The sequence below is a fragment of the Psychrobacter sp. CoH-33_TS_01 genome, assembly GCF_058189395.1.
Map to the genome: position 1 here is coordinate 246,256 of NZ_JBVGQI010000003.1, position 13,219 is coordinate 259,474.

General features: G+C 45.6%; 9 protein-coding genes. 4 read left to right on the top strand and 5 right to left on the bottom strand.

All coding sequences use genetic code 11. The features are described 5' to 3' along the window. Window positions 1-198 precede the first annotated feature (198 nt). The 3 genes from pdxA to ACZ2XM_RS06990 all read left to right on the top strand — a co-directional run bounded on the left by pdxA (window position 199) and on the right by ACZ2XM_RS06990 (window position 3,384). On the top strand, window positions 199-1,221 hold the full coding sequence (pdxA, locus tag ACZ2XM_RS06980) for a 4-hydroxythreonine-4-phosphate dehydrogenase PdxA (RefSeq protein ID WP_490587862.1): 1,023 nt from the start codon (window positions 199-201) through the stop codon (window positions 1,219-1,221). A 376-nt stretch (window positions 1,222-1,597) separates the two neighbouring features. Continuing rightward, window positions 1,598-2,500, top strand: a complete 903-nt coding sequence (rsmA, locus tag ACZ2XM_RS06985) for a 16S rRNA (adenine(1518)-N(6)/adenine(1519)-N(6))-dimethyltransferase RsmA (RefSeq protein WP_490587678.1) — start codon at window positions 1,598-1,600, stop codon at window positions 2,498-2,500. A 53-nt stretch (window positions 2,501-2,553) separates the two neighbouring features. Then, the gene (locus tag ACZ2XM_RS06990; protein ID WP_490587679.1) at window positions 2,554-3,384 is read left to right on the top strand and encodes a symmetrical bis(5'-nucleosyl)-tetraphosphatase; all 831 of its coding nucleotides are present in this window, start codon (window positions 2,554-2,556) and stop codon (window positions 3,382-3,384) included. A 145-nt stretch (window positions 3,385-3,529) separates the two neighbouring features. Here the strand turns inward: ACZ2XM_RS06990 and ACZ2XM_RS06995 are convergent, their stop codons facing one another. The 3 genes from ACZ2XM_RS06995 to ACZ2XM_RS07005 all read right to left on the bottom strand — a co-directional run bounded on the left by ACZ2XM_RS06995 (window position 3,530) and on the right by ACZ2XM_RS07005 (window position 9,735). Further along, the gene (locus ACZ2XM_RS06995; protein ID WP_490587680.1) at window positions 3,530-5,854 is read right to left on the bottom strand and encodes a site-specific recombinase; all 2,325 of its coding nucleotides are present in this window, start codon (window positions 5,852-5,854) and stop codon (window positions 3,530-3,532) included. Window positions 5,855-6,048: 194 nt separating this feature from the next. After that, window positions 6,049-7,833 carry an acyl-CoA dehydrogenase C-terminal domain-containing protein gene (locus ACZ2XM_RS07000; RefSeq protein WP_490587681.1) on the bottom strand — a complete coding sequence of 595 codons (1,785 nt, stop codon included), beginning with the start codon at window positions 7,831-7,833 and terminating at the stop codon, window positions 6,049-6,051. Window positions 7,834-7,941: 108 nt separating this feature from the next. Beyond that, window positions 7,942-9,735, bottom strand: coding sequence for an acyl-CoA dehydrogenase C-terminal domain-containing protein (locus ACZ2XM_RS07005; RefSeq protein WP_490587682.1), 1,794 nt, complete (start codon window positions 9,733-9,735; stop codon window positions 7,942-7,944). On the opposite strand from ACZ2XM_RS07005, the gene ACZ2XM_RS07010 reads away from it, so the two are divergent. Next, window positions 9,734-9,889: a hypothetical protein gene (locus ACZ2XM_RS07010; protein ID WP_490587683.1), complete on the top strand. Its 156-nt coding sequence runs from the start codon at window positions 9,734-9,736 to the stop codon at window positions 9,887-9,889. The genes ACZ2XM_RS07005 and ACZ2XM_RS07010 overlap by 2 nt on opposite strands. Before the next feature lie 483 nt (window positions 9,890-10,372). On the opposite strand, the gene ACZ2XM_RS07015 is transcribed toward ACZ2XM_RS07010, so the two are convergent. Beyond that, a complete protein-coding gene (locus tag ACZ2XM_RS07015) occupies window positions 10,373-12,079 on the bottom strand; it encodes a putative bifunctional diguanylate cyclase/phosphodiesterase (protein ID WP_490587684.1) in 1,707 nt (568 codons plus the stop codon). A gap of 124 nt (window positions 12,080-12,203) precedes the next feature. Then, on the bottom strand, window positions 12,204-13,103 hold the full coding sequence (locus tag ACZ2XM_RS07020) for a 16S rRNA (uracil(1498)-N(3))-methyltransferase (protein ID WP_490587685.1): 900 nt from the start codon (window positions 13,101-13,103) through the stop codon (window positions 12,204-12,206). Window positions 13,104-13,219: the final 116 nt, after the last annotated feature.

The following is a 13,219-nucleotide window of genomic DNA, read 5'->3' on the forward strand; positions in this document are numbered from 1 at the left end:
CTCAAAGTAATGAGATTTTCTTTTCATTCGACTCTTTAAATGCAGCCTTAATTCATAAAATTCAATACCCTTATTTATAATAATGAGAGCCTTATGTCTTTATTATCCGCGTCGTTGAACTTAGCACAATCCTCCTCGTCTCTACAGTCTGTCAGACAACCCTTATTGATTACGACGGGCGAGCCGGCAGGGATTGGTATGGATATTGTGTTGAGCTTAGCGGCCAATGGCGAGTTGACCAGTAGCACACAACCCATTTGGGTCACGGCGGATGCGCAGGCATTAGAGGACCGCGCAGCAAGGTTAATAGCAAACGGTTCGCTAACCGAGAAACCGACTTGGCGAGTTATTGAGAATACTCAAGCCACTATTGATAGCGCTTTACTGCGTTTAGCAGCCGATGTCTCTACGGAATCGGCTCATACTGCCGATTTCCTCGTCATTGATGTACCGGCAACCAACCCGGCGCAGGCGGGCGTGATTGATGTCGCCAATGCGGCTATGGTGGCAGAGCAACTGGCTTTAGCCCATCGATTGGCGATAGAAAATAAAATCGCCGCTATTGTGACCGGACCGCTGCAAAAATCCGCGTTGATCGAAGCGGATATTCGTCTGGATGATGGCACTATGTTCAGTGGCCATACCGAATATTTTATGCAAAAAAGTGGCTGTGATAAAGTCGTTATGATGCTCGCCAATGACGCTATGAAGGTCGCCCTCGTGACCACCCATTTACCATTAAGAGACGTGCCAGCGGCCATTACGAAAGCAAATGTACAGCAGACGGTACAGATTGTATTAGAGGATTTACGCAGTAAGTTTGGTTTGTCGCAGCCTAAAGTGCTGGTCTGTGGTCTGAATCCGCATGCAGGCGAGGGTGGTCATTTAGGCATGGAAGAGATTGAGATTATTAACCCCGTCTTAAACACTTTCCGAGTACAGGGTGTTGATATTTCAGAAGCCATGCCCGCCGATACGTTATTTACGCCCAGACATTTAGCCGATTGTGATGCGGTCATCGCCATGTATCACGATCAGGGTTTACCCGTGTTAAAGTCACACGGCTTTGGCGATACCGTTAATTTAACTTTGGGGCTGCCTTATATCCGCACGTCGGTCGATCATGGTACGGCATTAGACTTAGCCGGTACAGGGAAAGCGAGTGCCAGTAGCCTAAAGCAAGCGCTCACTATGGCGCAGTCTATGGCCGCCAATCGTTAATCCCTGATGCCTACTAGCCCCTAATTGCTAACGATATACCCTAGGATAAAGACCAGTCAGCGTGGTGAGGCAGAAGAACAGTAAGGTAAAAACGGCCAGGTAAAAAAATAGTTACGCATTGCTATTTAAGTGCCAAGCTACCGCTGTGATATACTGCCGCCACCTTACTAAAGCCTATTTTAAGCCGAATATAGTCAGTCCTGTTTGAAATTGGTACTTAGCGAGTCACTGATATAAATTTTCTGGCTAGAAGTCATTATAGACTCAAGGCAGGCGCAAACTTATACCAGTAACTCTGTGTCAAATCTTGAGTTGACTTACTATATTTCTGCTTTAGCGCTAGTTAACCTTTTATTAAGATTAAAAAAGACCCCTTATGAGTATAAATCCAGCTTCCGTTCGCACGGCTCTAAAAAACCAACACCAACCGCGTAAACGCTTTGGCCAAAACTTCCTGCATGACAGTAGCGTCATTCGCCAAATCGTAGAAAGTGTCCGCTTAGAACGCAGCGATTATTTGGTAGAAATCGGCCCTGGTATGGGGGCGTTAACCGAGCCATTATTAGCCGAAGTGGATGCTATGACGGTGATTGAGTTGGATCGTGATTTGGCAGACAGTTTGCGTATCCGTATTGGCGCCAACAGTCATGAGGCGTTTACTATTATCAAAAGTAACGCTATGACCGTCGATTATCGCGAGTTGCATGCGCAAGTGACCGGTATTGAGCCTAGCGAGACCGCTGCTGTTAAAGCTCCGCTAGCGGATGCGGATAAATTACGTGTCGTGGGCAACCTACCGTATAACATCTCTACGCCCATTTTATTCCATCTTCTCGAATTCGCTGATGTGATTAAAGACATGCACTTTATGCTACAAAAGGAAGTGGTGGAGCGCATTACCGCCGAGGTGGGCAGCAAGACTTATGGTCGTCTCTCAATCATTATGCAATATCACTGTGACACCGATTATCTTTTAACCGTGCCTAGAGGGGCGTTTAATCCGCCGCCTAAAGTGACTAGCGCAGTGTTTCGTTTGACGCCGCATATTACCAAGCCGGTACAAGCAAGTGATGAAAAGAAATTTGCCATTATTGTAAGAGAAGCATTCAACCATCGTCGTAAGACCATGCGCGCCATCTTTAAAAATTCGTCTATTTTGCCGACCTTGACCGAGGCAGATTTTGCGGCCACAGATATCGATCCGCAAGCCCGTCCTGAAGTCTTAAGCGTGGCGCAATTCGTCGCTTTAAGCAATCAGATTGGTGACTTAGAAGGCTAGTCCTACCCAACTTGGCTAGGATTAGGATCGAATAAATTAGTATTTGAGGGATTATGAGCTATCGCCACCAATATGTAATTGGAGACTTGCAGGGGTGCCATACGGCATTCTTAAAGCTACTAAAAACGCTAGATTTTGACCCGAAACAAGATAAGTTATGGTTTGCGGGGGATTTGGTGGCGCGCGGCGAGGACTCCTTGCATACCTTACGCGATGTCAAAGCGCTATGTGAACAAGGGGCGGCCGCGACGGTCTTGGGCAATCATGACCTTAATCTACTAGCGGTGTGGCGCGGTGCTACGGAGATCAAGAAGAAAGATAAGACCGCGCCTATATTCGCAGCAGACGATTGCGATGAGCTGCTGAATTGGCTGCGTCGTCAGCCTATCTTAGCCTTCCCGGATAAACATACGGTCTTGGTCCATGCCGGTATTCCGCCGCATTGGTGTATTAAGCAAGCTCGCGGTTATGCTCGTGAGTTAGAGGCACAACTGCAGAGCAGTCTGATGCAACTCGATCGCTTATTGCCCAACTTATACAGTAAAACGGCGGACGATTGGCGCGAAGACTTGCATGGCTATACTCGAATGCGAGCGATTGCCAACTATTTTACCCGGATGCGCTTATGCAAAGCGGATGGTAGCTTAGAGTTTTCGTTTAAATCAAGTTTGGATGACCATATGCCAACGGACTTCCGCCCTTGGTTTGAATGGCAGGTGCCGCGACGCCGTAAGATATTATTTGGTCATTGGGCTGCTCTGAAGGGCGAGGTGGATTTACCCCACGCTAGAGCTCTGGATGGCGGTTGTGTCTGGGGCGGCAGCTTACTGGCGTATCGTCTAGCAGATGGCAAGGTCATTGAGTCTTCTGCCAAATGTGATTAGTGCCTTAACCGCCATAGCAATAGAAAAAATAGTCTCAAAAAAGCCCTTAATGATTAAGGGCTTTTTTGTTGGTTACAGGGATGGTTAGCAAAGGTCTGCCATTAAGCGACTGACTAATTAGATTGGATGTTAATTAGGCAACTTATTAATTAGGTAGCTTGGGCGGTTTGGTAGGTTTCGGTAAGGAAATCTTAGCATTCGCAGTCTTATCATCACTGGTAGGGGCATCTTGCGGCATCGGTGTATCAATCAAGCCATCATCTAATACTACGATTGTATTTTCGTCTGAGCCTGTAGCTTCGGCTGCCTTTTTCTCTTTAGCCTGAGCAGTGGCAGGCATGACTTTGACTTGGGAGAGGCGGCGGATGACGTAATTTGTTGGGAGAGGCTTGCCACCTTTTTTACTGTTTACCTCTTCAAAGATCATCTGACCTTGGCTGTCGATAGCGGCGTATTTCATCGGTTCTGCACGCGGTAAGACAAAGTCTTTAGGATTGGTCCATAAATGGGTAAATAGCAGCTTAGCTAAGCGACCCCACTCACTAAACTGAACTTCTTTGGAGCGCAGTGCTACGATAAGCGCTAAAGAGAAACTCACGAGTAGGTTGACTAAGCCAATGAGCGCTACGCCTAATAGCGAGACTAATACGAGATTAACCGTCACTAAATCCGCCGGCATGTTGATGAGGCCGTGAGCAAAGTTGGCAGAGGCAAAGGCGATATGGCGGATGTCGATAGGTAAGCCAAAAATAAAGCCAATCGTCGCTGTACTGCCTAAGAACACACCAAATAAGAAGTTACCCATAATAGCGCCAAGGTTGGTCTCGATAAATTGAGCAAGGCGTTCTAACCAAGGTTTTGGCAGGATACGTTTAAGCGTCTTATGACGGACAATACGAGCGCCAATATGATTGTATAACGCCAAGTTATCATAGTAGCCAGCAATCAGCCCCGATAGGAACAGAAACACTCCGGCAATGGCGGCATGGGGCAGGGCTAACGAGTGAAAAGGATCGAGTTCATGCAGTAGATGTTCGGCTTTATCGACCCCAATCATGGGCTCGCCACCAAATTGCAGCCACAATAAAGAGATGAGCAGGGCGACCGGCATGGCTATGAGGACGTTACCCATAATAGCGACGAACTGCGTGCGTAGAATATCCACTATCAGCTCGGATAGTTTATTGAGCTGTTTGGTCTTTTTACCGGAGCCATCAGAAATAGTGGAGGCGATAGCGGCAGCAGTCATGGCGGGCTGCTTTGTCGCTACCGTACCATGGATAATATGAATAAAAACGAAGCCCAAACCATAAATCATGCTGTTAACAAACGCCCGACCCATAGGCGCTAAGATTAGGCTGTAAGATAAAATCTTTAAGGTCGCCATAAAAGCAATGACGAAGCCCCCAATCGAGGCCTTCTTAAACATGTTTCTATAGCCCGCTTTGTTGGTGCTGATATAGTGCTCACCCACTCGGCTGGCGTTTTCAGTGATTTTACGCGATAGTAGTTTCGTATTGTTATTAATCAAATAGCCAATACTGTAGCGGCGTTTACTGCTGCTAATAATCGTGGAGGTCAGCTCAATGATGGCTCGGTCACGATTCTTATGATTGTCTGCTAGCAGTTCGCATAAAATCCGCATACGCCGCAAACTTTGCTCAAGGCGCAGCATCATATTGGTCATGCGAATCGAGATGCCCGTCTTATAGATACGTTTGCGAATATTCGTGACGATATCTTCGCACTGCTCAAGCATCACCATTAAGGGGGCAGTGGAGATGGCATTTTCTGGGGTAACGTCTTTTAAGGCATCCAGCTCATGCGCTTGGCGATATTGATTGACGAATAGCACGGCTTCTTGGTTTTGCGCGACAAAAGCTGCTGAATAGCCCAGCACTTGCGGATAGGCGCTCATTAGCTCAGGATGTAGGCCAATACCGGTGATACGGTAAGATAAAATAACCATCGCATTTAGCAGGTTGTTTTTGGCCGTGGCTACCAAATCAGCATGGGCAACATCCACAGTAATGAGATTGACTAGCGTATCCCAAAGCTGCTCGTTAATCCCCATAAGCCAACGCTTATCATGGCGGTGGTCAAATAGAAAATCGACCAGCTCAACCACAGAGTCCTCTTGCGGTAATATCGGCAAAAATCTATGGCCAATCAAGCGGTTCAAACTGGTCATAAAGCCTTGGTCAGACAGGATGCCGGTTTCGGTAAATAAAGAGATTTGCTGATACTGGTTCAGCAATTTTAGAATAAAAGCGGCGAGTCCTGAACCATATTCAGGATGAGTTTGTAGTAAGGTAATGAGCGCTTGAATATTCTCATTAGCCACTTCAATAGACTTAGCAGCATCACCCTCATCAGCTCTAAGTGTATCAATCAGCTTTTTTAATACGGAGGGTTCTGGCACTTCGCTGAGTGCCGTAATTTGCTGCAAAATGCGTTTTAATTCTGACAAGGCGCATCCTCAAAGTTAATGTCTGCTAGGCAGCCATAAATATAATGTTCGCTATTTTAATCGTATATGGTCAAGTGTTGATAACTTTTTTGTTAGCAAATAAAAAAGGACAGTATGACTGTCCTTTTTTTGTACTTCATTATTAATAGCAACTATATAGAGTCACTGATGTGGCACAGCTTAACGGCGCGAAATTAGCTCGCTGGTACTTCAAAATAAGCCAAATCAAAGTCCATCATTGGATCACTACCTGACTTGACCATCTGCGCATGCGCGTCAATACGTGGCAAGATACGACCGACGAAGAAGTTGGCAAGTTTGGCTTTATTGGTATAGAACTCGCCTTCTTTGCCATTGGCCGCTTCGACCATCATGGCAAACATGTAAGCGTAGCATAAGTAACCAGTAGCGTGCAGATAGTCAACGGCACAACCATTGATTTCATTCTTACGCTGGCCGATATTCGCTAGGACAGTTTGCGTCAACTCTTCAAGAGTATCAGCGGCAGCTAAGGTCGCTTGCTTGATAGCATGATCCGCTTGCATGTTAGCGACAAAATCACGAATCTCAGCTAAGAAATTCTGCATGTATTTGCCTTCGTTACGAGCAATCTTACGACCTAGTAAATCTAGAGCTTGGATACCGTTGGCGCCTTCATAAATCTGAGCGATACGAGTATCACGGACTATTTGCTCCATACCCCATTCACGGATATAGCCATGACCACCAAAGACTTGCTGGCAATCAACAGTGGCTTCCAAAGCTTTATCGGTTAAGAATGCTTTAGCTACAGGCGTCAATAGTGCTACACGCGCTGCTGCCGCTTTAGCTGCTTCAGGATCCGTACTGAACTTCTGCTCATCTAGGTTTTTGGCGACATACATAGCAAAGCAGCGTGACGCTTCAGAGTTGGCGCGAGCATTCAATAGCATACGGCGCACATCGGCGTGATGCACGATAGCGTCTGCAGGTTTTTCTGGGCTCTGTAGCTGAGTATCGCTACGGCCTTGACCACGGTCATTGGCATAAAGGGCAGCGTTTTGATACGCCAGCTCAGTACCACCAAGGCCTTGTAGGCCCATAGTCACACGCTCATAGTTCATCATGACGAACATTGAGGCCAGACCGGTATTTTCTTCACCAATCATCCAACCTTTGGCGTCATCAAAGTTCATGACACAAGTCGCTGAGCCTTTGATGCCCATTTTGTGCTCAATAGACCCTGCAGATAGGGTGTTACGCTCGCCCAAGCTACCGTCTTCATTGACCATGAATTTAGGCACTAAGAATAGAGAGATGCCTTTTGAGCCTTCTGGAGCGTTTGGCGTTTTAGCCAAGACTAAATGGATAATGTTATCCGTTAGGTCATGCTCACCACCAGTGATGAAGATTTTAGTACCAGAAATCTTGTAGCTGCCATCGTCATTAGGGATAGCTTTGGTCTTGATGATACCTAAATCAGTACCCGCATGCGGTTCAGTTAGACACATAGTGCCCGACCATTCGCCAGAGTACATTTTCTCTAGGTAAGTTTGCTTTTGCTCTTCTGAAGCAGAAGCTAACATACATAAAGTCGCGCCAACCGTTAGGTTCGGGTATAGAGCAAAAGCTTGGTTGGTAGTAAAGACCATCTCTTCGGTCAGCATGGTGACCATTTTTGGAAAGCCTTGGCCGCCGTATTCAGGGTCGCCGCCTAGGCCAATCCAACCAGACTCAGCATATTGCTTATACGCTTCTTTAAAGCCAGCAGGCGTGGTTACGACACCATCACCTTGATAAGTTGCACCTTCTTCATCGCCAGTACGGTTCAATGGCAATAGGACGTTTTTAGACAGCTTAGCCATCTCTTCTAGGATCATATTGACGGTATCAAGATCAACGTGAGCTAGATTTTCGTTATTCTGCCAAAAATTCTCGGCCTTGAATACGTCATTGAGGATAAAGCGCATGTCGTCTAATGGAGCGTTATAAACTGCCATAGTACTTCCTTATAGTGAATCATTAATATTACAAAATGAGTGGCCGATTTAGTCCGCTAAATATAACAGAATAAACCGGCTAATTAGTCGCTCAGTAGTACAGATGACTTAGTAGACGAATTGGTCTATGTCCATGTCCATAAACGGTTCGTGGCCGGCGTCAATACGGGCAACGTGCGTACGGGTACGCGGTAAAATTTTGCTAAAGTAGAATTTAGCGGTTTTCACTTTGGCATCATAGAAGCCTGTTTCAGTAGTATCGCCAGCTAGAGCTTGTTGCGCTACTAGCGCCATACGTGCCCATAAGTAAGCTAGGGTCACATAACCACTGAAATACATGTAATCGACCGCTGCAGCGCCAACGGCTTCTGGGTTCTGCATGGCTTGTGCGCCGATACGTTGGGTCAATTCGCCCCATTCTTTATTTAAGTCCGCAAGTGGCGCGATAAACTGGGCCATATCTGCATTGTCTTGGTGCTCTTGGCAAAATTTATGGACGACTTTACTGAAGTTGGCCAATAATTTACCTTGTGAGCCCAATACTTTACGACCTAATAAGTCTAAAGATTGAATCTGGGTCGTACCTTCGTAGATACAAGCAATCGTGGTATCACGGATGTTTTGCTCAAGACCATACTCGGTACAGAAACCGCTACCACCTAGTACTTGGACGCCATGCTTAGCAGATTCAAAGCCCGTTTCAGTCAAGAAAGCTTTACCAATTGGCGTCAAGAAAGACAGCATTTGGTCGGCATAGGCCAGCGCTTCACCTTCGCCTTTAGCTACGATGTCTGCAAATTGTGACATATAGCATACTAACGCACGGCCGCCTTCAGCGAAAGCTTTAGTAGTTAATAACATATCACGAACTGCAGGGTGCACGATGATAGGATCAGCCGGTTTTTCAGGGAATTTCGCACCGCCTAGTGCACGTAGAGCTAAGCGCTCTTTAGCGAAAGGTAAGGCGCCTTGGAAAGCATATTCTGAAGCAGTCACGCCTTGGACAGCAGTACCAATACGCGCAACGTTCATAAAGGTAAACATGCAGTTAAGACCGCGGTTTTCAGGACCAATTAAGAAGCCTTTAGCGCCATCATAGTTCATCACACAAGTGGCAGAGGCTTTAATCCCCATTTTGTGCTCGATAGAGCCACAAGAGACGCCATTACGCTCGCCTAAGCTACCATCTTCGTTGACCATAAATTTAGGGACTACGAATAATGATAAACCTTTAGTCCCTGCAGGAGCATCTGGTAGGCGGGCTAAGACGATATGGATAATGTTGTCTGACATGTCGTGCTCGCCAGCTGAAATCCAAATCTTATTGCCTTTAATGCTATAAGTGCCATCGCCATTAGGATCAGCTTTGGTGCGCACTAAGTTCAAATCTGAGCCACACTGCGGTTCAGTTAGGCACATAACGCCTGACCATTCACCGCTAACCAATTTAGGCAGATACTGCGCTTTTTGCTCATCTGTACCATGGTGCTCTAGGGTAGAGATAGCGCCTTCTGATAGGCCTGGATACATAGAGAACGACCAGTTTGCTGTGCCCATAAACTCGTTGACCGCAGAGTTTAATGACGTTGGCATACCTTGACCGCCAAACTCTTCTTCAGCGGTTAAAGCGGTAAAGCCTAGCTCGCAATACTGCTTATAAGCTTCTTTAAAACCTTTTGGCGTCGTAACCACACCCTCATTAAAATGACAGCCTTCTGCATCACCAGACATATTTAATGGAGACAATTCGTTTTCAGCAAAGCTGGCTGCGGTCTCTAAATAGCTGTCGATAATATCTTGTTCAACATGAGTAAAAGCTGGGATAGTTTGGTAATGAGCCGCGCTGTCTAAGAGCTCGTGCATAACAAATTTAGTATCACGTAAAGGGGCTTTATATTGCATGGAACTTTTCCTTATAGATTTGGATTTTAAAGAAGGAGGTGAGATTAAAATTCTTGGGTTCTTATTAAAAGGCATGATGGGCGAGGCAATACCGCCTCAAATCAAACAAGTCAAAATAATTAAAAAAATAGCAGCGAAAGCTATCACCGCTTAGTGGCTAATTTTAGACTCACTCTATTTAAAGTGCTCTGTTTAAGACTGAGCCTTATCGCACTATGGCAACTAAGTGATAGATAATAGAACTATATTAAAGGGCTAGCGCATAAAAATGAATAATAAAAATATACTGTACAGTACAAGTTAATGATGCGGCGCTATTTTTAAGGCAAGCTACTAAAGCAGATATTTGTCTAGTAATAGGGTGCTAAGCGAGTTCGCAAAGGTAAGAGTCATCTGCTAACCGCAGTAAAAGATAGAGGTTCAGCCATCATTATACAAGTGTTGTTGCATAACTGATAAGTCATTAGAATTCAATAAAAAGATACTTACAGTTATGGTAGAGCTACCACAGTGGCGCCATGATCATAGGCTAAAGAAGAGGGGGTGTAACATTAGCAATTTCAGTAAGTATAAAGCTAGGCCTGAGGTCTTATAGCAAAACTTGAGTGGACCGCCTATAGCTTAGCCGCCTTTAATTTTAGCTGCTTGTAGCTTTAGCCGCTTGTAACTTTAACAGCTCAGTGGCTTGTACGGCTGTCATAGGTTTGCCGAACAGATAGCCTTGCCCGTATTCGCAGCCAATACTGGTTAAGACCTGTTGCTGCTCTTGAGTTTCAATACCTTCAGCGACAATCTGCATATTTAGGGCATTGCCTAGGGTTTTGATCGCTCTGACAATATGCTGCTGGGTAGGCTGCGTTGTAATATTATCCACAAAGCTCTTGTCCACTTTAATAAAGTCAAAGGGGAACTCTTGTAGATAGCTTAGCGAAGCATAACCGGTACCAAAGTCATCTAATGCCAAACTAACCCCCAACGCTTTAATGGCATCCAATTGATCTATGATCGATTTTTGGCGCAGCATAAGTGAGGATTCAGTAATTTCGATATGCAGCTTTTCGGGGGCGATATTATAAGCATGTAATAAATCGTCAATCCCCGCACAGAAATTTTGTTTACTAAAATCAGCGGCATCTGCGTTCAGCCCTAAATGAGCCTGAAGCCCTAGTTTCTGCCAATGGGCCAGTAAAATCATGACTTGTTCAGCCATCTGAAAGAACAGCTCGAAAGACAGTTTATGGGTGATAATCGCTGTGATAAAAGCATTAGGAGTCAGCAAGCCGCGGGTGGGGTGTAACCAACGAACCAAAGCTTCAAAGCCGACAATAGAGCCATCTTTTAGATTAACTTTTGGCTGATAATAGGCAATAAACTGTGACTCCTCAAAGGCATTGCGCAAATCGCTTTCGAGTTGAATCTCTAACAGATGATTATAATTTAGCTTGGGGTCAAACCAAAATACCTCATCGCCACCTTGATTTTTGACATACTCCAAGGCATTTTCAGCGTTGCTAATGAGCACATTCATAGGCTGCTCGTTGCCTGGAAAGTTACTAACGCCTACCGACATATGTAGATATAAGGTATGGCCGTTCACGCTAAAAGGCATTTCACACAACTGCATAAGCTTATCAAGCTGCTTACGGAGCATATTGGCATCTTGCACATCAAATAACATCGCATAGTCTTCTCCGCCAAAATGGGCAAAGCACTGCAGGCCATGAAAGTTTAAATCCGTAATACGCTTCACAAAGTGACGCATGACATTATCTACAGTATCTTGCCCAAGGCCACTTACCAGCAAGCGGTAGCTGTCGACACACAGCCGCAGTACGGCTATTTTATGTTCGCTACCTAGCAATAAATCACTAAGATGACGTAAAAAGAATTGTCGATTAGGTAAATTGGTCACCTGACTGTAATTTTGTAGGTGCTGGATCTTTTTTTGATCTCTTTGTTCTAAGCTCATGTCGCGTACTAGGCCGACATAGTAGCTCTCTTTATCAACAATAATATGCCAAAAGGAGAAGCTTAACGGTATTTTTAGACCATAGCGGGTCATAACCAACACTTCTTTGCGATAGACGTGGTTGGGCGGCAGCCGCCGAATCGATTTCTTAACCAGTTTTAAGGTCGTGATGGGAACAAAGTCAGCTTGATAGCTACCCAGCAGCTTACCTAGAAGTTCGCTACGTTCAAAGCCCATCATTTCTATAAAGCTTTCATTCGCTTGTATATAGGCAAAGTTGGCATCTAAAGCAAAAATGCCTTCTTCAGAAAGCTGACAAAATTTAGTGCTCAATCTCATGATAATCTTGTCAAAAATGGGAGGGATTTTAGTCATAAGAGAACTCACTAGTGATCAAAAGTAGAGACTGCTCTGGGTTTGTTAACGTCTATTTACGTCAAAATATACAGGGTGGCTGCCAATGGAGACAATGCGTTGAAGTCGTCAACGTCCAGTGTGCTTAGCAGCTTAGCGCCTGTAGCGTGGCTAAGGCCACTACGGGTGCGGTTTCAGTGCGTAAGACCCGCGGCCCTATTTGCCAAGCGATAAAACCATTGTCTAAGGCCAATTGCTCTTCATTAGCGCTCAATCCTCCTTCAGGGCCAATTAGGAAGTGGATATGTGGACTCGCAGCTTGGGTCGTTTGCGCTATTTTTGCTGCTATCGGTATATCAGTGGCGGTTTGCTCTTTGGGCACAGCTAATAGTAAACGTAACGCAGAAGGTGCGGTTAGGGGCTCGTAAAACGGTTGCAGCAATAAAGGAGCTACCATGGCGCTGACTTGCTCGCTATGAATACCAGATTGCGTGTGCTCAATACCTATACTGAGCCAATGCTCAACAGACTGCGGCGCTAGAATAAGGGGCGGACGATTTAAGCCACATTGCTCACAAGCGGAGATGGCGACTTGCTGCCAATGCAGCAACTTTTTAGCGACCTGATCGGCTTTTAAATTGACCTCACCATGCTGGCTGGTCAATAGTTGAATAGCCGTTACCCCAAGCTCAGTCGCCTTTTGAATGGCATAATCCATACGGTCACCGCGGCTCATTACTAGGCCAATAGTGGTGAGCGTAGTCGGTGTGCGCTCTACAGCGGTAAAGCCTAATAGTTTCACGCTAGCGTGTTTTTTACTGACCTCGGTCAACTCTGCGATATATTCGCCGCCATGACCATCAAACAATACGGCTTTATCACCGATAGTTGCTCTTAGTACCCGGCACCAGTGATGCACGACGCTCTCAGGCAAGGGCACTAAGTCCTCGTTACCATAATCAGCCAAAGTAGCATACTGCGGCTTTTGCTCAGCTTTTACGGGGGCGGTGAGTGAGGAAGTAACATCAAAATAAAATCTACGCATGCACAGGGTACTCAAGAATTAAGACCTTACGGACCATAGTCTTGCGAGTAGAACTTATCAGCAAGCATGGGAAATAAGGTTAATACAATAAAAAGTATAGTAAAAGTTGCAGCAGT